This window comes from Streptomyces sp. NBC_00631, assembly GCF_045206895.1.
In the GTDB taxonomy this organism is placed as follows: Bacteria; Actinomycetota; Actinomycetes; order Streptomycetales; family Streptomycetaceae; genus Streptomyces.
Genome location: NZ_CP107734.1, coordinates 620,034 through 640,488, shown reverse-complemented (window position 1 = coordinate 640,488; position 20,455 = coordinate 620,034). Strand labels below are relative to the sequence as shown.

Below are 20,455 nucleotides of genomic sequence, written 5' to 3'. Positions count from 1 at the left end.
ACAGCTTCCCCCGGACCCCGTCCGTACGCGACCGGAATCGTGCGGCTAGCCGCGACGCCCCGCGGGAGTGTTCTGGTCCTCCCCGGTCACCGGCGTGACACCCCCGGGCCCGGTGCCCGCCGCCGGTTCCGCCCGGTCGGCGTGGCCCGGCCACCAGGCCGCGTGGCCGATCAGCGCCGTCAGGCTCGGGGTGAAGAACATCGCCATGACGAAGGCGGCCACCGCGATACCGAAGGAGACCGCGAAGCCCATCTCCGTGAGCAGCGAGTTGCCGGCCAGCATCATCGTGGCGAAGGTCGCCGCCAGGATGAAGCCCGCCGCGGCCACCGTGGGACCGGCGTGCCGCAGCGCCATGCCGGCCGCCTCGCGCGGATCCCGGCCCTCGCGGGCCTCCTCACGGAGCCGGGCGATCATGAGGATGTTGTAGTCCGTGCCGATGGCGACCACGAAGAGATACATGATCACCGGCAGCATGAACATCAGACCCGGCTTGTTCTGGGCCTCCTGGAAGATCCAGACCGTGGCGCCCAGCGTGGCGCCGAAGCCGAGGCCCACCGAGGCGATCAGGTACCAGGGAGCGACCACGCTGCGCAGCAGCAGCCCCAGGATCACCATGATCAGCAGGGCGGCGACGGGGAACACCGTCCGGTAGTCGTGGTTGACCGCGGAGTCGATGTCCTTGTAGATCGAGGACATGCCGCCGACGAGCGCCTCGGTTCCCGAGGGGGCGTCGGCGTGCGCGACGTCACGCACCCGGCCCACGGCGTCTATGGCCTTGTCCGTGGACGCCTCGTACTTGAGGGTGACGGTGAAGTCCGCGGTCGTACCGGCCTTGTTCACCTGGGCCATCCGGGCGCTCGCGACGCCGTCCACCGCCCCGAGCTTCGACGCGTACGCGTCGAAGGAGGACGTGTCCAGCGGCTTGCCGTCGGTGCTGGAGAGGTAGACGTCGGTGGGCGCGGCCGCACCGGCCGAGTACGCCTTCTGCATCTGGTCCTGGACGACCATGGACTCCTTGGTCTTGGGCATCGAGCCCGACGCCAGGTCGAACGTGGCGTGGAAGCCGAGAGTGCCCAGCGACAGCACCACCAGCACGAGACCGGAGACCGCGGCGGTCAGCCCGGGGCGGCGCTGCACCCCACGGCCCAGGGCCGCGAAACGGGCGTTGGCGGGCTCCTGCTGCCAGGACTTCGAGGGCCAGAACACCCTCGGGCCGATGAGCGACACGACGGCCGGGATCAGCGTCAGCCCCGCGACCAGGGTGACCGAGACCGCGATGGCCAGCGCCGGGCCCATCTGCTTCAGGAAGCCCAGCGTGGACAGCACCAGCGCGAGGAAGGCGATGATGACCGCGCCGGCCGCGGAGGCGATGGCCTCGCCGACCCGGGCGACCGCGTTGACCATGGCCTGCTTGGGTTCGTCTCCGGCACGCAGGCGTTCGCGGTACCGGAACATCAGGAACAGGAAGTAGTCGGTGCCCACGCCGAACAGCACGACGATCAGGATCGACGACACGGAACTGTTGGCCTGCAGGCCGAACAGCTTGGTGGCGTACGCGATGAGCCCGTTGGCGATCGCCGACACCACGCCGATCACGATCAACGGCAGGAACGCGAGGATCGGCGCCCGGAAGATGATCAGCAGAGTGACCAGGATGATCACGAACGTGCCGATGCCGATCAGCGCCTCACCGCGCTTGGAGGAGTCCTGCTGGTCGAGGGCCTGGGCGGCCGAACCGCCCAGCCTGACTTGCAGGTTGGTCCCTTTGGCCAGTTGCTTGACGTCGTCGCGCAGCACCTTGGCCGCGTCCGCCTGGACGGGCTGGCCGGCGTTCTTGCTGTCCATCTGCACCAGGGTCAGGTCGTACCTGCCGTCCTTCGACGGCTGGCCGGGGACGACCTTCTGGACCTGGTCGATGTGCTTGCCGCCCAGTTCGGTGGTGATCCGGGCGACGTCCTTCTTGTCCTCGGCGGTGAGCGTGCCGCCGTCGGTGCGCTGGTACAGCGCGATCGCGGACGGGGTGAAGGCGCTGGGGAACGCCTTCACCTGGAGGTCCGCCGCTTTGATGGACTCGTAACTCTTGGGCAGGAAGCTGCTCTCGTCGCTGTTCGAGGGCAGGCTCGGGGCGGTGGCGACGATCGCCACCGCCGCGATCAGCCATGCCACGATCGTCCAGACAGGATGTCGGACGACGGCACTGCCAATTCGTCGGAACATGCGGAAGGTCCTCCTGGGTAGGAAGATCACCGCAGCCCGGGGAGCGGACCCTGGCATCGGCGACCTCGCCCGGCACGCGTCCAACGCGCCAGGCGCATGGTTGTCTTGACGCCATATGTTAGGGAGCAGCTGTGAAGATCGGTCCACTGGGTTTTGCGCGGCGCGCTCAGCTGCGATTTTCCCGACGCCCCGCGGGCGGCCCTGTCGTCTGTACGACGGCGGCCGGGTCGGCGACCATCGAAGACGTGATCGCCGCCCCGTCGCCGACCGAAGGGCCGAACCATGTCAACGATCGGTCAGTGGCAACTGCGAGCCGCGTTCGCGGTGCGGCTGTCGGAGATGTACGGGCGGGAGGTTCCCGCCTACACGACGCTGGTGGACGTCTCCCGTGAGGTCAACGAGGACGTCCTGCGCGCCCGTGGAGCCGACGCCGAACGCCTCGGCTCCATCGGCAGGGTCACCGCCGAGCGGCACGGCGCCATCCGCGTCGGCACACCGCGCGAACTGCGGCAGGTCGCCCGCGTCTTCGGCGCCCTCGGCATGCACCCGGTCGGCTTCTACGACCTGCGGGAGGCCGCGGCCGGCGCCGTGCCCGTGGTCTCCACCGCATTCCGGCCGGTCGACGGCGAGGAACTCGCCCGCAACCCCTTCCGGGTGTTCACCTCCCTGCTCACCCCGGCCGACCCCCGCTTCTTCGACGCGGACCTGCGCGCCCGCCTGGAGACCTTCCTCGCCGCCCGCGAGCTCTTTCCACCGGAGCTGCTCGCGCTGGCCGACCGGGCGGCGGCCGACCGCGAACTGCCGGCCGAGGATGCCGAGCGGCTTCTCCGACTGGCCGTCGAGGCCTTCGAGCTGTCGGCCGAACCGGTGGACCGGGCCTGGTATCGGACCCTGGAGGAGGTCTCCGCCGTCGCCGCCGACATCGGCGGCGTCCGCAGCACACACATCAACCACCTCACCCCGCGCGTCCTGGACATCGACGAGCTGTACCGCCGCATGACCGACCGCGGCATCGAGATGATCGACACCATCCAGGGCCCGCCGGCCTGGAAGGGCCCCGACGTCCTGCTGCGCCAGACCTCCTTCCGCGCCCTGGCCGAGCCCCGCGCGATGCGCACCGAGGACGGCACCGTCGTCAGCGGCGCCCTGCGGGTGCGCTTCGGCGAGGTCGAGGCCCGCGGCATCGCCCTCACCCGGTCGGGGCGCGCACTGTACGACGAACTCCTCGGCCACGTCGACGAGCAGGCGGCCCGGCAGCCCGCGGCGGCACGTGGCGACATCGCGCGGCACGTGTGGGAGGGGCACATGCCCGGCAGCGAGGAGGAACTGGCGGCCCGGGAACTGGCGTACTTCACCTACCGGCTCGCCGACGACCGGCCGCAGGACGGCCGCACGCCGCCCACCGGTATCGCCGAACTGGTGCGGCAGGGCTGGGTGCGTGCCGAACCGATCGTCTACGAGGACTTCCTGCCCCGCTCCGCGGCCGGCATCTTCCAGTCCAACCTCGGCGGCGCGGCCACCCGCGACAACGGCCGGCAGGGCACCGCCCACGACGCCGACTGGCTCTCCGGTGCCATCGGCCGCGAGGTCCTCGACCCCTTCGCCCTCTACGAGCAGCAGCAGAACCGCTCCCTCGCCCGGGTCGCCCGAGCCCTCGGCCTGACCGACCCCGTCCGCTGACCCCTCACCCTTCCGGAGGACCAGCATGACCAGCACCGCGCTGCCCACCACGGACGAGCTGCGCGCCCACGCCCGGACCTGCCTGCGGAACATCGGCGCACAGGCCGCCGAGGGCGACGGTTTCCCGGCCCGCACCCCCATCACCGGCGAACACCTCTTCGGACTGCGGACAGCCACCGCCGCCGACGTCGAAGAAGCCCTCACGGCCGCCCGTGCCGCCTTCCTGACCTGGCGTACCACCCCCGCGCCGCGCCGCGGTGACCTGGTGCGCCGCCTCGGGGAGCTGTTGCGGGAGCACAAGAGCGACCTGGCCGACCTCGTCACCGTCGAGGCGGGCAAGATCCGCTCCGAGGCGCTCGGCGAGGTCCAGGAGATGATCGACATCTGCGACTTCGCGGTCGGCCTGTCCCGCCAGCTCTACGGCCGTACGATCGCCTCCGAACGCCCCGGCCACCGCCTGGCCGAGACCTGGCACCCGCTCGGCGTGGTCGGCGTCGTCTCCGCCTTCAACTTCCCCGCCGCCGTCTGGGCCTGGAACACCGCCGTCGCCCTGGTCTGCGGCGACACCGTGGTCTGGAAGCCCTCGGAACTCACTGCGCTGACCTCCCTGGCCTGCCACCACCTGCTCGTCCGCGCCGCCGAGGAGACCGGCGCCCCGCACGACGTACACCGCCTGCTGCTCGGTGACCGCGCGGTCGGGGAGCAGCTTGTGGACGACCCCCGGGTGGCCCTCGTCAGCGCCACGGGCTCCACCCGGATGGGCCGCGAGGTCGGCCCGCGCGTCGCCGCCCGCTTCGGCCGCAGCCTGCTGGAGCTCGGCGGCAACAACGCCGCGATCGTCGCCCCCTCCGCCGACCTCGACCTCGCCGTCCAGAGCATCGTCTTCGCCGCGGCCGGCACGGCCGGCCAGCGCTGCACCACACTGCGCCGGCTCATCGTCCACCGTGACATCGCCGACACCCTGGCCGAGCGCCTCACCACCGTCTACGGCAGGCTGCCCGTCGGCAATCCCTTCGACGACAGGACTCTGGTCGGCCCGCTCATCACCACGGGCGCACTCGACCGCATGCACCAGGCCCTCAGCCGAGTCCAGGCCGAGGGCGGCAAGCTGCTGGCCGGCGGGAACCGCCGACTGGCCGAGGCGGCCCCCGCGGCCGCCTACACCGAGCCCGTCCTGGTCCGTGTCGACGCCCAGACCGACGTCGTACGGGAAGAGACCTTCGCCCCGATCCTGTACGTCCTCGGCTACGACACCCTCGACGAGGCGATCGCGCTGCACAACGACGTCCCGCAGGGCCTGTCGTCCAGCATCTTCACCCGCGACCAGCGGGAGGCCGAGATCTTCCTGTCCGCCGCCGGCTCCGACTGCGGCATCGCCAACGTCAACATCGGCACCTCCGGAGCCGAGATCGGCGGTGCCTTCGGCGGCGAGAAGGACACCGGCGGCGGCCGGGAGTCCGGTTCCGACGCCTGGAAGTCGTACATGCGCTCCGCCACCAACACCGTCAACTACTCCGGCGAACTCACCCTGGCCCAGGGCGTCAGCTTCCTCTGAGCAGCCCCGCGACCCGGGCTCACGGCCTGCGGGAGTCCTGGCCCGCTTCCGCCGCCTCGGCCGCTCCCGCGGGCAGCAGGAAGGCGGTCAGGGCGGCCGTGTCGTCCTGGAGCTGGTCGTGGCTGTAGTCCAGCAGGTCCTGATGGAGCCGTTCCAGCAGTTCCGGGGGCGGCATGGGACCCCAGGACCGCAGTCGCTGGAGCAGCGGGTAGAAGGAGCCGGCCGGATCCCGGGTCTCGGTGACCCCGTCCGTGTACAGCAGCAGCTGGTCGCCGGGGCCGAAAGGGTAGGTGTCGACGCGGTAGGGATCCCCGACGAGCATGCCGAGGTTCAGCGGTGGACCCGGCTGCCCCTCGTCCAGCTCGCGCACGTCGCCGGGGCGGATGAGCAGCGGCGGCGGATGGCCGCAGTTGAGGAGACGGACGATCCTCTCGTTCTCGGGGATCTCGGCGAAGACGGCCGTGACGAACCGCTCGCCGAGTTCGGTCCCGCCCAGCCGGTCGGCCCGCCGGGTCATGCTGATGTCCACCCGGTCCACCAGGGCGCGCAGGTCGGGTTCGTCGTGCGCGGCCTCGCGGAACGCGCCAAGCATCGCCGCCGCGGTCTCCACCGCGAGCAGCCCCTTGCCGCGCACGTCGCCGATGAGCAGGCGTACCCCGTACGCGGTGGGCACGGCCTCGAAGAGGTCGCCGCCGATGCGGGCCTCCGCCGCGGCGGACAGGTAGAAGCTCTCCAGCAGCAGGTTCCCGATCCGGTGCGGAACCGGTCTGAGCAGGACGCGTTGCGCGATCTCGGCCACGAAGCGGACGTCGGCCAGGGTGCGTTCCCGACGGATCCGGTGCGCCGCCAGGATCGCGCCCAGGGCACCCACCAGGGCCGTGCACACGTAGGCGGCCACATAGTGCCGTTCCCAGATGTAGCCGACGGAGCGCCCCGCACAGCAGGGGGTTCCGGCCAGCAGAAGTTCCAGACCGATGGCGAAGACGGCAGCGACGGCCACGACGACGGGCGGGTGCGCGAAGGCGGTCACCAGGGGCAGCGCGATCAGTACGAAGCTGACCGGCCACTGCACCGGGGTGACCGGTTCGATCAGCAGCACACCGGCGACGTACAGGACCGGTAGCCAGCGCATCCACGCGGGGGGCGCGGGCAGTGAAGGGTTGCGACCGTCGTGCCTCACCCGGGACTCCTGGCCTACGAATCTCGACAAGACACCCAGCCTTCCGGGCCACCGCCCGGCACACCGGGGATTGCTCCACCCAGCGGCATGTTCAGACGTCGACAGAAGCATTCGAGCCAACCATCGAAACATTCGGGATTTATGAGTGGCTGCAGTGGATCTTAATGCGTCTCATCCGTCACTGTGTCGACACCGGATCGAACTCCACACGCCTGAGCTGCGAAGGTGATCGACCACCTCAACCGAAGGTTTCGAAATAATTACCGAAACCGTTGACAGGTGGCATGGGCAGACCAACACTCCCCACCAGGCCACACCCGCACAGGCCACACGAGGAGGCATCCCATGAACCCGCTCGACCACGCCCTGAGCCGCAGGAGTGCCGGAGCCCTGCTGCTGGGCGCAGCCGCCGGGCTGGCCCTGCCCGGCACCGCCCGGGCCGCCACGGTCGTCACCACGAACCAGACCGGCACCAACAACGGCTACTACTACTCCTTCTGGACCGACGCCCAGGGCACGGTCTCCATGACCCTGGGCTCCGGCGGCGGCTACAGCACCAGCTGGCACAACACCGGCAACTTCGTCTGCGGCAAGGGCTGGAGCACCGGCGCCCGCCGCAACGTGACCTACTCGGGCAGCTTCAGCCCCTCGGGCAACGGCTACCTGTCCCTCTACGGCTGGACCTCGAACCCGCTCGTCGAGTACTACATCGTCGACAACTGGGGCACCTACCGGCCCACCGGAACGTACAAGGGCAGTGTCACCAGCGACGGCGGCACCTACGACATCTACCTGACGACGCGGTACAACGCCCCGTCCGTCGAGGGCACCAAGACCTTCAACCAGTACTGGAGCGTCCGCCAGGCCAAGCGGACCGGCGGCACCATCACCACCGGCAACCACTTCGACGCCTGGGCCAGGGCCGGCATGTCCCTCGGCAGCTTCAGCTACTACCAGATCCTCGCGACCGAGGGCTACCAGAGCAGCGGCAGCTCCAGCATCACGGTGGCCTGATGAGTGCCGTAGCGGAGCGCTCGTCACGTCCCCTGGTCGCGGCGGCCGCCGCCGTCGCACTGGCCGCCGCGGGCACCCTCGCCGCCGGCGCCGCCCCGGCCCACTCCGCCACCTGCGCCGGCTATGTCGGCCTCACCTTCGACGACGGGCCGTCCACCGCCCACACGCCGGGCCTGCTGAGTGCCCTCAGGGCCAACGGACTGCGGGCCACCATGTTCAACGAGGGCCAGTACGCGGCCGCCTACCCGGCCCAGGTCAAGGCCCAGGTCAGCGCGGGCATGTGGGTCGGCGACCACAGCTACACCCACCCGCACCTGACCCAGGAGACCCAGGCGCAGATCGACTCGGAGATCTCCCGCACCCAGTCGGCCATCGCCGCCGCCGGCGGCGGAACACCGGTCCTGTTCCGGCCGCCGTACGGCGAGACCAACGCGACCGTGCGCGCGGTCGAGGCCAAGTACGGGCTCACCGAGATCATCTGGGACGTCGACTCGCAGGACTGGAACGGCGCGAGCACCGACGCCATCGTGCAGGCCGTCTCCCGGCTCACCGGCGGCCAGATCATCCTCATGCACGAGTGGCCGGCCAACACGCTGGCCGCGATCCCGCGCATCGCCCAGACCCTCGCGGCCAAGGGGCTGTGCTCCGGGCGGATCTCCCCGCAGACCGGACGCGCGGTCGCGCCCTGAGCAAGCACCCACACCGGTGGCGCGGCGGTCCGTCAACCGCCGCGCCCCTCTCATGACTTCGGATGAACAGGGATCATCGGGACGCCTCGCGTCGATAGGTTCGCCACCGTGGACTACTACGACCTGGGCAGTCACAGCCGGCGTGTGACGACGTCGTCCCCCGAGGCACAGACCTGGTTCGACCGCGGGCTGAACTGGACCTACGCCTTCAACCACGAGGAGGCAGTCCGCTGTTTCGAGGCGGCCGGCGCGGCGGACCCGGAGTGCGCCATGGCCGACTGGGGCATCGCCTACGCCCTCGGCCCCAACTACAACAAGCCCTGGGAGTTCTTCGACGGCGAGGACCTCACGCGCACGGTGGCGCGGACGCACACCGCCGTGGAACACGCCCACGCCAAGGCCGCGCACGCGACTCCCGTCGAACGCGCCCTGATCGAGGCGCTGCGGGCACGTTACCCGCAGGCCGCGGCCCCGGACGCGGCGGCCTGCTCGGTCTGGAACACCGCCTACGCCGACAGCCTGCGCACCGCGTACGAACTGGCACCCGACGACCTCGACGTCGCGACCCTCTACGCGGACGCCCTGATGAACCTCACCCCCTGGCAGCTCTGGGACATCCGCGGCGGCCGGCCCGCCGACGGGGCCCGCACCGAGGAGGCGAAGGCCGTGCTGGAGCGGGCCCTCGGGACCGAGGCCGGCACCCGGCACCCGGGGCTGCTGCACCTCTACATCCACCTGATGGAGATGTCGCCCACGCCCGAGACCGCGCTGCCCGTCGCCGACCGGCTGCGCGACCTCGTGCCGGACGCAGGGCACCTCCAGCACATGCCCTCGCACCTGGAAGTCCTGTGCGGCGACTACCGGCGCGTCGTCTCCGACAACGCCGCGGCCGCCGCTGCCGACGAGAAGTACCATGCCCGCGCCGGCGCGATGAACTTCTACACCCTCTACCGCTGCCACAACCTGCACTTCAGGATCTACGGCGCGATGTTCCTGGGCCGCCTCCAGGACGCCCTCGCCACCGCCGAACGGCTCGAAGCCGCCGTACCGGAGGAACTGCTGCGGGTGCAGAGCCCGCCGATGGCCGACTGGCTGGAAGGCTTCCTGGCCATGCGGGTGCACGTGCTGGTCCGCTTCGGCCGCTGGGACGACATCCTGCGCCTGCCGCTGCCCACCGACCCCGGGCTGTACTGCGTGAGCACCGCGACGCTGCACTACGCACGCGGTGTCGCACACGCGGCCACGGGCCGGATCCCCGAAGCCGAGACCGACCGGGCCCGCTTCCGGGACGCTGCCGCCGCGGTCCCGGCCACCCGCATGCTCTTCAACAACACCTGCGCCGACATCCTGGCCATCGCCTCCGCCCAGCTCGACGGCGAACTCGCCTACCGAAAGGGCGACTTCGACACCGCCTTCACCGCGCTGCGACGCTCGGTGGACCTGGACGACAACCTTCCCTACGACGAACCCTGGGGCTGGATGCAGCCCACCCGGCACGCCTACGGCGCCCTGCTCCTCGAACGCGGCCGGATCGCCGAGGCCGAGGCGGTCTACCGCGCCGACCTCGGCCTGGACGGCACCCTGCCCCGGCCGTTGCAGCATCCCGGCAACGTGTGGGCCCTGCACGGCTTCCACGAGTGCCTCCGGCAGCTCGGCCGGGACGACGAGGCGCGGATCGTGGGCCAGCAGCTGAAGCTCGCGGTTGCTGTCGCGGACGTGCCGATCAGTGCGTCGTGCTTCTGTCGGACGGAGTGCTGCGGCACGCTGTAGGCGGTGCGATGCGCCGTCGTGTGTCCGCGGCGCCGTCGTGGCTGGTTCGCGCCCACGCGGCGGTAGCCGCTGTCGATACAGCCCCGCGCCCCTTTGGGGCGCTTTCACAGTGCCCGGGCCACCAGCAGGGCCACGTCGTCGTGGTCGTCCGGGTGGCGCAGGCCGTGCAGGAGCAGGTCGCAGGTCTCCTCCAGCGGTCGGTGGGGCTCGTCGAGGAAGCCGAGGAGGACGTCGAGGCGGTCGTCGATGGGGTGGCGGCGGGTCTCCACCAGGCCGTCGGTGTACAGCACCAGGAGGTCACCGGCGTCGAGGCCGACGGTGGTGGACTCGAAGGGGACGCCGCCGACGCCGAGCGGGGCGGCCGTCGGCAGCTCCAGCAGCGCCGGCGGCCGGCCGGAGTGCACCAGCGCGGGCGGCATGTGGCCGGCGTTCGCGATCTCGCAGAGCCTGGTGTGCGGGTCGTACACCGCGTACAGGCAGGTGACGATGTAGTGCTCCAGGTCGCAGGTGATCCGGTCCAGGTGCAGCAGCACCGCGGCGGGGGGCAACTCCAGGTCCGCGTAGGCGCAGGTGGCCGTGCGCAGCCGGCCCATGGTGGCGGCCGCGTCGATGCCGTTGCCCATCACGTCGCCGACGACCAGCGCGGTCCGGTCCTGCGACAGCGGGATCACGTCGTACCAGTCGCCGCCCACCTCGCTCGTCGCCTGGGCCGGTTCGTAGCGGGAGGCCAGTTCGAGGCCGGTGTGCTCGGGCGGGTGGTCGGGCAGGAGGCTGCGCTGGAGGGTGAGGGCGGTGTTGCGGACGCTCTGGAACCAGCGGGCGTTGTCGATGGCGACGGCCGCCCGGCCGGCCAGCTCGGTGGCGAGGACGACGTCGTCCTCGTCGAAGGGGAGCGGATTGCGGGTCCGCTTGAGGTCGAGGGCGCCGAGCACCTCGCCGTGCGCGATCAACGGCACCACGAGATACGAGTGCACGCCCGCCTCCTCCAGCAGGGCACCGGCCTCCGGGCTGCGGGCGATGCGCGGCAGGTCGTGCTTGCCGACCCGCGGCACCAGCACCGGGCGGGCGGTGTGCACGCACAGCGTGACCAGGCGGTCGCCGTCATAGGCGGCGAGGTCGCCGGGCAGGTCGGCGGCGCGCAGGGCGACCGTCGGATGGGCCGCCTTGAGGGCGAGGGCGCGGAACAGCTCCGGCCCGTTGTCCGGACGGCGCGAGCGGCGCAGGGCCAGCGCCGCGTCCAGCACGTCCACCGCCACCACGTCGGCGAGGACCGGGGCGGCGATCTCGGCCAGCTCGTGCGCCGTGCGCTCCACCTCCAGCGAGGTGCCCACCCGGGCCGAGGCGTCGGCGATCAGGGCGAGGCGGCGCCTGGCCCGGTCGGCCTCGGCGGCCGCGCGGTGCCGTTCCGTCACGTCGACGACCGAGGTCGCGGCGCCCAGGACCCGGCCGCCGGGATCCTCCAGCCGGTAGAACGACAGTGACCAGGCGTGCTCGTGCTCCGGATCGGCCGGCGGACGGCCGACGTGGTACTGGTCGAGCAGCGGTGTGCCCGTGGTGAGCACCTGGCGCAGTGCCGACTCCACCGTGTCGATGTCGGGCAGCGGCAGCGTCTCCCGCAGATGGCGGCCGATGTGCTCCTCGGCGGGGACGCCGTCGATCCGCTCCAGCGCCGGGTTCACCAGGAGATAGCGCAGATCGGGGTCGAGCAGGGCCAGCCCGATCGGGGACTGGCTGATCAGCCGCTCGCAGAGCGCCAGGTCGGTCTCCAGCCGCTGGAGCAGGGTGTGGTCGGCGACGATTCCCAGGGCGTAGGTGTCGCCGAGGTCGTCCAGCAGCCGCATGGTGCGGAACTCCATCAGCCGGCTGCCGCCGTCCTTGTGCCGGACCGGGAAGGCACCGGCCCAGCTGTGCCCGGTCTCCAGCACGTCCATGAAGACCTTCACCGCGGCCTTGAGATGCTCCGGATGAACGAGCAGCCGCGCCGCGTTCTTGCAGAGGGCCTCCTCGGACGTGTAGCCGAAGAGTTCCTCGGCCTGCGGGGTCCAGAACACGATCCGGCCCTGCGAGTCCAGCGCTATCGCGGCCACGCTCAGCACGTCCAGCAGACCGGTCGGACGCCCTCCGCCGGAGCCGTACTCCTCACCGCCGGAACCGTCGGCGTCACCGGACCGCAGGGAACCTACAGCCATCCCTCAACCACCTCCACCGGCCCCCGGGCCGATGCCGATGCCGCTGCCACAGCCCTTCCATGCTGCCCCCGGTCCGCGGCCCGCCCCAACTGCAGCCCGGGTACCCAGGTCCGCGCCCGCCTCACGCACCGTGGCCGACGGCCTCTCCCGGTTCCGCGCCGGGCCGTGCGCGACGGGCGGACAAGCAGGAACATGGGGGTACGTACAGGATGTAGCCAATGGATTCTCCGCGAGAAGACTTCGACGTGCCGGCCACCGTGGGGCCGCACGACCTCCTGGACGCCTCCAGCGACGCTGCGGCGGTGCTGTCGGCCGGGGGTGACGTGATCGGCTGGACCCGTGGCGCACAGGCGCTGCTGGGCCATCCGGCCGCCGCGGTGCTTGGCCACCCCGCGGCGCGGCTGCTGGCCATGCGCGTCGACGCGGCCCGTGCCATCGCTGTCGCCGAGCGCTGTCGCTCCGGCGTGGGATGGAGCGGCCTGGTCCCGGTACGGCACCAGGACGGCCGCAGTGTCGTCGTCGACCTGCGCGTCTCCGCGGCCTTCCGCATCGGCGGCGAGGAGTGCTTCCTGGTCTCGGCGCGGGAGCAGCGCCCGCAGTGGACAGTGGGCCAGTCCGTCCTCGACGGGTTCCTCACCCGGTCACCGATCGGCATGGCCGTGATGGACCTGGAGCTGCGGTACGTCTGGCTGAACGACACCCTGGAGCAATTCGGCGGCGTCCCGCGCGAGCAGCGCCTGGGCCGCCGGCTGAGCGAACTGCTGCCCGGGCTGCAGGGGAGCACCATCGAAGGCCTGATGCGCAAGGTGCTGACGACCCGGGAGCCGGTCACCGAATACGAGTACCTCGGCTGGAGCTGGTCCGACCCGCACCGCCAGCGCGCCTACTCGACGTCGTTCTTCCCGCTCGTCGACGCCGAGGACTCCGTCACCGGCGTCTGCTACATGGTCACCGACGTCACCGAACGCTGGAACGCCCGGCAGCTGCTGTCGCTGGTCAACGAGGCAGGCACCCGCATCGGCACCACCCTCGACGTGCTGCGCACCGCCCAGGAACTCGCCGACTTCGCCGTTCCCCGGTTCGCCGACTTCGTCATCGTCGACCTCCTGGAGCCCGTCCTCAGTACCGAGGGACACGGCACCTGGCTGACCGACGCGGGCCCGGCGCCCGCTCGGCCGATGATGCGCCGCGCCGCGCTGAAGACCGTCCGCGAGGGCAGCCCCGAGGCCGTGGCGCGGATCGGCGACCGGGTCGACTTCCTGCCGCCGCCGCACGGCGTCGACCTGCTCCTCGGGGGGGAACCGGTCCTCATCCCCGAACTCGACCCGGACGACCACCTGTGGGTCACCGCGCAGCCCGCTCGGTCGGCCCGCATCCGGGAGTTCGGGCTGCACACCCTGATCTCGGTCCCGATGCGGGCGCGCAACACCGTCCTGGGCCTGACCACGTTCGCCCGCTCGCTCAACCCGCTCTCCTTCGAGCCCGACGACGTCCTGCTCGCCCGGGAACTGGTCGCCCGCGCCGCCGTCTGCGTCGACAACGCCCGCCGCTACACCAGGGAGCACACGGCCGCCGTCACCCTCCAGCGCAGCCTGCTGCCCCAGGCCCTGACCGGCGGCACGGCCCTGGACGTGGCCTCCTCCTACCTGCCGGCGGACGCGGCGGACGGCGTCGGCGGCGACTGGTTCGACGTGATCCCGCTGTCCGGCGCCCGGGTCGCCCTGGTCGTCGGTGACGTGGTCGGCCATGGCCTCACCGCGGCGGCGAGCATGGGCCGGCTGCGCACCGCCGTGCAGACCCTCGCCGACATGGACATGCCCCCAGACGAACTCCTCGCCCACCTCGACGACCTCGTGCTGCGGCTGGGGGAGGAGGAGAACGCGGGCACGGTGGTGGAGGGCAGCGCGGACACGTTCGTCGGGGCGACCTGTCTGTACGCCGTCTACGACCCGGTGACCCGGCGGTGTGCGATGGCCCGGGCCGGACACCCGCCCCCGGTCGTCGTGTCACCCGACGGGCACGTCCTCTTCCCCGAGATCCCCGCCGGACCGCCGCTCGGACTCGGTGGCATGGCCTTCGAGGCCACCGAGATCGAACTCGCCGAGGGTAGTCTGTTCGGTCTCTACACCGACGGTCTCATCGAAGGCTGCGACCAGGACGTCGAGCTGGGTATGGCCCGCCTCCGCTCCGCTCTGGCCGGCCCCGGCACCGACCTCGACGCGCTGTGCACGGCGGCCGTGCAGCAGCTGGTCCCGGTTCCCCAGCCCGACGACATCGCCCTGCTGCTGGCCCGCACCCACGCCCTGGGCGCCGACCACGTCGTCTCCTGGGAGGTGCCCGTCGATCCGGCCGCCGTCGCCGAGGTCCGGTCCGAGGCGGTCCGCCAGGTGGCCGCGTGGGGCTACGACGAGCTGGCGACGACCACCGAACTCATCGTCAGTGAACTGGTCACCAACGCCATCCGCTACGCGGAACCGCCCATCCGGCTACGGCTGTTGCGCGACTCCAGGCTGACCTGCGAGGTCGCCGACGCCAGCAGCACGGCACCCCGGCTGCGGCACGCCCGCTCCACCGACGAGGGCGGCCGCGGCCTCTTCCTGGTGGCCCAGCTCGCCCATCGCTGGGGCGCCCGCTACACGGGAGAGGGAAAGATCATCTGGGCCGAGCAGGAGATCCCGGGAGTGTGACAGGGCCGTCCGGACCGCCTTCGCCCCCTGTCGAATTCGTACGTATGGCCGTACGCTGTCAATTCATAGGGATTCGGCAGCAATTGGGGGAGCCGCCATGTCCGGGGACGCGTACGGTCCGCACCAGCAACTGCCGAACCAGGGACCGCCCGACCACGGTGTTCCGAACCAGGGTGTTCCGAACCAGGGACCGCCCGACCACGGTGTTCCGAACCAGGGTGTTCCGAACCAGGGCTATCCGGGCCCCGGTTTCCCGCCTCCGGGCCCCTTCGTGCCGCCCATGCCGTCGAGTCCGCCGCCCGCCCCGCCGGACCCCCTGCGCGCCACCGCCGTCGCCCTGCTCAACCTGAGCGGCCTCGGCCTCGGCTATCTGCTCCTGCGAAGATGGATCCCGGCGGCCGCGTGTCTGGCGGCCACCGTCGTCCTGCTGCTCGTGGCCCTGCCCGCGGACGCCGACGGCGTCTCCGGAGCCGCGCTCGTCCTGTACGCCGTGTTCCTGCTGCTGGCCGCCGTCCACGGCTGGTTCGCCGGCCTGCGCACCCGCCTGGTCCGGCCGGGGCAGCGGCCCGTCGCGCTCGTGCTGGGAATCGTCCTGCTCGCCGTCCCGGTGGGCGGCGCGCTCTGGTACGACAGCGCGCAGAAGGAAGCCGTCGAACGCGCCCTTCTCGACCGTCTCGACCGCGCCGACCGACAGGTCAGCGCGGCCGGCCGGCAGGACTTCGCCACCGCCAAGTCCGGCTACCGGGACGCCCTTGCCGTCTACCGCGACCTCGCCGTCCACCACGCCGGCTCGCGCGCCGCCGCCCAGGTGCCCGACCGCCTGAGGACCTACTACACGACGGTCGCCGCGGCCTACAGCCACCGCGACTACTGCTCGGCCGTCGAACCGCTCCAGTACTTGCGGACGGTGCCCGACTCCATGCCGAAGGACCAGCTCGGCACACTCGCCCACTGGCCCGACGACCGGCTGGCCACCTCGCTGTACGAGTGCGGGGCGGACGGCCTCGCCACCGGCGACACCGGCTGGTCCACCCGGTTCGGCGTCCTGCTGAGCACCTTCCCCGACTCCGGTCAGGCCGCCAAGGTGGTACCCGCCGTGGACGCGGCCGAGAAGAAGGCCGCCAAGGCCGTCGCCGGCAACGACCCCTGCACCGCCGTCGAGCAGTTGCACACGCTCAGCAGCCAGATCACCCAGCTGTCCAACGGAGCGGCCGCCCAGGCCGACGCCCTGACCGCCGTGGCAGGACGAGCCGACCGCAGCGGTGACTCCGGGGAGTACGAGTGCGGCGTGAAGCAGTACAAGGACGGCGACTTCGAGCAGGCGCAGCAGACCATGCAGCAGTTCGTCACCGACAACCCGCACCACAAGAACGCCGACCGGGCCCGGAAGATAGCCATCGGCGCCGAGGTCGCCCAGACCCTCCCGGCCGCCGGCAAGAAGCTGCCCACCACCGGCTCCGGCGGCGGCATCACCGTGACCGTCAAGAACGACAGCCCCGATGACATCACCGTCCTCTACACGGGCCCGGTCACCGGCAGCTTCACCCTGAAGGCATGCGGCAGCTGCAAGGCGTACTCGTTCGCCAGCTCGATCATCAGCGGCTGGGAGCCGTGCAGCGACAGCGGCAAGAACTACCCGCAGCGCACCATCAGCCTGCCGCCCGGCACCACGTACTTCGTGCACAAGCCGAAGACCGACACCACCGCCACCCCGGGCTCCGACACCGCCAAACTGCGCTACGGCTACATCTACACGGAGTGCGCCTACACGACGCAGACCCTGGGGTCCGGCTACTGAGCGCGGCAATCCGACCGCACCCTTCCGGCCTGGGCCATCGGACTCCGGTTCGACCCTGGTCGCTCAGCGGCAGTCAGCGGAGATCCCTCTGAACTCGCCTACGAGCGACCCGAGTCGGACGGCCGAATTCAGGAGGCGGTCCCTCTCGGCGGGCGCTCTGCGGAGAGGCGCCGTCTCGCGGAGGACCGCAGTCCGGCCGGACGGATTCGCTCCGGCTGGCACGCCCCTGGAGGACCCGTCCTCGATCCCGCCGACCGGCGCACCTAGGAGGAGCTGGCCGCGGCCCGAGTCCAAGTCCCCGGCGCATGGGAGCCCGCCGCATGAACACCGCCCCCGAACCGGCGCGTCGGCGAACCTCCCAGCTCACAGAGGCGGCTCCGGTGGTCGTTCCCGGACGTTCGGCGACGTGTCGACGACTTCGTCGGCCGCGGGCGGGCTGTCAGGGCAGAGCCGCTGTGACGCGCAGCGGCTCGAAGGACACGACGGTCTCCGGACCGTCGGCCCAGCGCACCCGCAACTCGTCGTCCGCGCAGCTGACTTCGGCTACGGCGGCGGTGAGCGGTGGCGCCGTTGCGCCGGTGCCCAGGGCGGCCAGCGCGGCGAACACCGCGGTCCCTGCGAGCTCCGCCGACAGCCTGGGCATCCGCGCCCAGGGCTCGTAGGCCGTGCCCTCGGGGGCGCGGACCCGGTCCTGCCCGCTCCAGCCGTGTACCCAGCGGGCTTGCGCCACCGGTGCGCTCGATTCGACCCCGATTCGACCCGATGGGTACCGGGAGCGCGGAACACCGCTCTGACCAGGAAAGGCGGGGTACGGCGGAGGCCACGGGTCCTTACTCGTCGTACGAGGCTGTCGGCGGGCCCAACTAAGCTCCCGCGCATGAACGACGAGGGCAGAGACGACCCCGCGAGACGGGTGGTCGACGGGCGGTTCGAGCTGGCGGCACGGCTCGGTGGCGGCGGCATGGGCATGGTGTGGCGGGCCACCGACCTGGTGCTGCGGCGGAGCGTGGCCATCAAGGAGGTACGGCCGTCCGATCCCGCCCTCGCGGAGTACGACCCGGAGGCCGCACGGCTGCTGCGGGAGCGGGTGCTTCGGGAGGCCCGCGCCCTGGCCCGGGTCGACCACTCCAACGTGGTGACGATCCATCACATCGTCGACGGCGGCCCGGGGACCTACCCGTGGATCGTCATGGAACTCGTGACCGGCGGATCGCTCGCCGACCGCCTGGCCGCCGGCCCGATGAACCCGGTCGAGGCCGCGCGTATGGGCCGCGAGGTGCTGGCCGCGCTCCAGGCCGCCCACGAGGCGGGCATCGAACACCGTGACGTGAAGCCGGCCAACGTCCTGCTGCGCCCCGACGGCCGCCCCGTGCTCACCGACTTCGGCATCGCCGCCGTCCGCGAGGCCACCGCCCTCACCGCCACCGGATCGGTCATCGGCACCCCCGACTACATGGCGCCCGAGCGCGTCGCCGGCAAGGACGGCGGCCCGGCCGCGGACCTGTGGTCGCTCGCGATGATGCTGTACGTCGCCGTCGAAGGCCACCATCCGCTGCGCCGGGGCACGACCCTCGCCACGCTCGCCGCGGTCCTCGCCGAGGACGTCCCCCCACCGGTCCAGGCCGGACCCCTCACGGACGTCCTCACCCGCGTCCTCGTCCGCGACCCGGCGGCCCGCCCCGACACCGCCGCACTGGAACGGATGCTGGCCCGAGCCGCCCGGCAGACCGGGTCCCCCACGTCCTTCCCGCTGCAACCCCCGTCCGCGCCCCCGCGGAACACGTCACCGCAGGACGCGCGGCCGCCGGCCCCACTGCAGGACACGGCGCCCACGCCGCTTGGGCCCGCCCCGCGCCGCCGCCGGACGCTCCTCCTCCTGCCCACGGCCGCGGTGGCCGTCGCCGGCGTGCTCGCGTGGACACTGCTGCCGGGCACGGGCGACCACGCCTCCGGGTCCAAGGACTCCGGTACCGCGCCCGCCACGACCTCGCCCTCGGCCGGGAGCACCGCCTCACCCACGGCCGCGCGGCAGACCGCCACCACCGACCTGCTGACCCCGAAGGGCATCCGCACCGCCGTCGCGGCCTTCGAGAAACAGACCGGCCGGGACCGCTTCGGCAAGCTCACGGTGTACCCGGACTACGTCGTCGCCTGGATGATGGTGAAGGGCAGCGACACCGCGTACGACATGTACACCTACCGCTCCGGCCAGGGCGTGCAGAAGGACATCATCTCGGGCACCCTGCCCGGCAACGAAACCCCCGTCCGCCTCGACGACTTCGCCTGGGACAAGGTCCCCGCCCTGCTCTCCCAGGCCCGCGAAAAACTCAAGGTGCCCGCCCCGACCAGCCGCTACCTGCTCGTGGACCTGCCGGGCGACGCCTTCGGCGACCCCGCCGGGATGTCCGTCTACCTCAGCAACAAGTACAGCCAGAGCGGATACCTCCAGACGGACACGAAAGGCAAGATCGTCAGGGTGATGCCCTACGACGGCTGAGCGAGCGCGCCGTCGCTCCCGCCCGGCGCCGGCTCCGCCCGCGTACCCACTCGCCGGGCCCGGCCGCCGAACCCGACCGGGACCGGCTGCTCGGCCTCGCGTCCAAGCGCTCCGTCCGGCGGCCGACGACCGTGCGGAAGGAGACCGGCGCGAGGCCGGCGACGCCCTCACAAGACACCGTGCCCATCCGGGCGACGGCGCGGTGAGTGACGCCGAGCGGCGGACGACTCACGCCGTGAGGGTCCGCACCGGCGCTCCGGCCTGCCATGCCGCGATGTCCTCGACCGCGTCCCGGTAGAACACCTCGTACAGATCCCGGCTGACATAGCCGATATGGGGCGTGACCACGGCGTTCGGCAGGGACCGCAGCGGGTGGTCGCGGGGCAGGGGCTCGCGGTCGAAGACGTCCAGCGCCGCCGAGGCGATACTGCCCTCGGTCAATGCCCTGATCAGCGCCGCCTCCTCCACCACGGGTCCGCGCGAGGTGTTCACCAGGATCGCCGTCGGCTTCATGAGACCCAGCTCGCGGGCGCCGACGAGGCCCCGGGTGCGCTTGCTGAGCACGACGTGGACGCTCAGCACGTCGGAGCGCTCGAACAGCTCGTCCCGTGCCACGTAGGTCACCCCCTTCGCCTGCGCGTCCGCGGGCGTCAGGTGCTGGCTCCAGCCGATGCACCGCATGCCGAAAGCGCGCCCTACCTCCGCCACCGCGGTCCCCAGCCGGCCGAGGCCCAGCAGCCCCAGCGTGGCACCCCGCAGGCTGGTGCCCAGCCCCTCCTGCCAGCCGCCCCGGCGCACCGAGGCCACCTGCTGCGGGATCAGCCGCGCCGCGGACAGGATGAGCCCCCAGGTCAGCTCGGCCGTCGGGTACGAGAAGTACCCGGTACCGCAGACCGTGATGCCCAGCCGGCGCGCGGCGTCCAGGTCGATGGCCGCGTTGACCGGCCCGGTGGTGACCAGCAACCTCAGACGCGGCAGCTTCTCCAGGGTCGACGCCGGAAACGGAGTCCGCTCGCGCATGGCCACGACCACCTCGTGGTCGGCCAGCGCGGCGACGACGTCACCCTCGTTTCCGAAGGCATCCGAAAAGGCCCGCACGTCGGCACCGAGGGAATCCCAGTCCGCCAGGCCCAGTGCCACGCCCTGATAGTCGTCCAGGATCGCGATCCGCATCCGCAT

The 20,455-nt window shown here is 71.8% G+C and carries 12 protein-coding genes and 1 pseudogene; 8 read left to right on the top strand and 5 right to left on the bottom strand.

The features are described from left to right. Nucleotides 1–45: 45 nt before the first annotated feature. Nucleotides 46–2,217 carry an MMPL family transporter gene (locus tag OHB00_RS03235; RefSeq protein WP_406430986.1) on the bottom strand — a complete coding sequence of 724 codons (2,172 nt, stop codon included), beginning with the start codon at nt 2,215–2,217 and terminating at the stop codon, nt 46–48. Nucleotides 2,218–2,499: 282 nt separating this feature from the next. Here OHB00_RS03235 and OHB00_RS03230 point away from each other — a divergent pair, with 282 nt between their 5' ends. Together OHB00_RS03230 and OHB00_RS03225 are read left to right on the top strand one after the other, a co-directional pair. After that, entirely contained in the window at nt 2,500–3,897 is a 1,398-nt protein-coding gene (locus OHB00_RS03230) for a 2-oxoadipate dioxygenase/decarboxylase family protein (protein WP_406430984.1), read from the top strand. 25 nt (nt 3,898–3,922) lie between these two features. Beyond that, entirely contained in the window at nt 3,923–5,452 is a 1,530-nt protein-coding gene (locus OHB00_RS03225; protein ID WP_406430982.1) for an aldehyde dehydrogenase family protein, read from the top strand. A 19-nt stretch (nt 5,453–5,471) separates the two neighbouring features. Here the strand turns inward: OHB00_RS03225 and OHB00_RS03220 are convergent, their stop codons facing one another. Beyond that, nucleotides 5,472–6,584, bottom strand: a complete 1,113-nt coding sequence (locus OHB00_RS03220) for a PP2C family protein-serine/threonine phosphatase (RefSeq protein ID WP_406445597.1) — start codon at nt 6,582–6,584, stop codon at nt 5,472–5,474. A 393-nt stretch (nt 6,585–6,977) separates the two neighbouring features. Here OHB00_RS03220 and OHB00_RS03215 point away from each other — a divergent pair, with 393 nt between their 5' ends. From OHB00_RS03215 to OHB00_RS03205, 3 genes and pseudogenes are all read left to right on the top strand, one after another. Beyond that, a complete protein-coding gene (locus tag OHB00_RS03215; RefSeq protein WP_406430980.1) occupies nt 6,978–7,646 on the top strand; it encodes a glycoside hydrolase family 11 protein in 669 nt (222 codons plus the stop codon). Continuing rightward, nucleotides 7,646–8,332: pseudogene (locus OHB00_RS03210) on the top strand (polysaccharide deacetylase family protein); the annotation flags it as partial. The gene OHB00_RS03215 and the pseudogene OHB00_RS03210, both read left to right, overlap by 1 nt. Before the next feature lie 111 nt (nt 8,333–8,443). Continuing rightward, the gene (locus OHB00_RS03205) at nt 8,444–10,105 is read left to right on the top strand and encodes a hypothetical protein (protein ID WP_406430978.1); all 1,662 of its coding nucleotides are present in this window, start codon (nt 8,444–8,446) and stop codon (nt 10,103–10,105) included. A 104-nt stretch (nt 10,106–10,209) separates the two neighbouring features. On the opposite strand, the gene OHB00_RS03200 is transcribed toward OHB00_RS03205, so the two are convergent. Next, nucleotides 10,210–12,294 (bottom strand): SpoIIE family protein phosphatase, encoded by a 2,085-nt coding sequence (locus OHB00_RS03200; protein ID WP_406430976.1) that lies wholly within the window; start codon nt 12,292–12,294, stop codon nt 10,210–10,212. 218 nt (nt 12,295–12,512) lie between these two features. Here OHB00_RS03200 and OHB00_RS03195 point away from each other — a divergent pair, with 218 nt between their 5' ends. Together OHB00_RS03195 and OHB00_RS03190 are read left to right on the top strand one after the other, a co-directional pair. Further along, on the top strand, nt 12,513–14,981 hold the full coding sequence (locus OHB00_RS03195; protein ID WP_406430974.1) for a SpoIIE family protein phosphatase: 2,469 nt from the start codon (nt 12,513–12,515) through the stop codon (nt 14,979–14,981). Between the two features lie 280 nt (nt 14,982–15,261). Beyond that, nucleotides 15,262–16,779, top strand: a complete 1,518-nt coding sequence (locus OHB00_RS03190; protein ID WP_406445595.1) for a hypothetical protein — start codon at nt 15,262–15,264, stop codon at nt 16,777–16,779. Nucleotides 16,780–17,218: 439 nt separating this feature from the next. Here the strand turns inward: OHB00_RS03190 and OHB00_RS03185 are convergent, their stop codons facing one another. Then, nucleotides 17,219–17,509 carry a hypothetical protein gene (locus OHB00_RS03185; RefSeq protein ID WP_406430972.1) on the bottom strand — a complete coding sequence of 97 codons (291 nt, stop codon included), beginning with the start codon at nt 17,507–17,509 and terminating at the stop codon, nt 17,219–17,221. Nucleotides 17,510–17,656: 147 nt separating this feature from the next. Here OHB00_RS03185 and OHB00_RS03180 point away from each other — a divergent pair, with 147 nt between their 5' ends. After that, nucleotides 17,657–19,276 (top strand): serine/threonine-protein kinase, encoded by a 1,620-nt coding sequence (locus tag OHB00_RS03180; protein WP_406430970.1) that lies wholly within the window; start codon nt 17,657–17,659, stop codon nt 19,274–19,276. A gap of 228 nt (nt 19,277–19,504) precedes the next feature. On the opposite strand, the gene OHB00_RS03175 is transcribed toward OHB00_RS03180, so the two are convergent. Beyond that, a complete protein-coding gene (locus OHB00_RS03175; protein ID WP_406430968.1) occupies nt 19,505–20,449 on the bottom strand; it encodes a D-2-hydroxyacid dehydrogenase family protein in 945 nt (314 codons plus the stop codon). Nucleotides 20,450–20,455 lie beyond the last annotated feature (6 nt).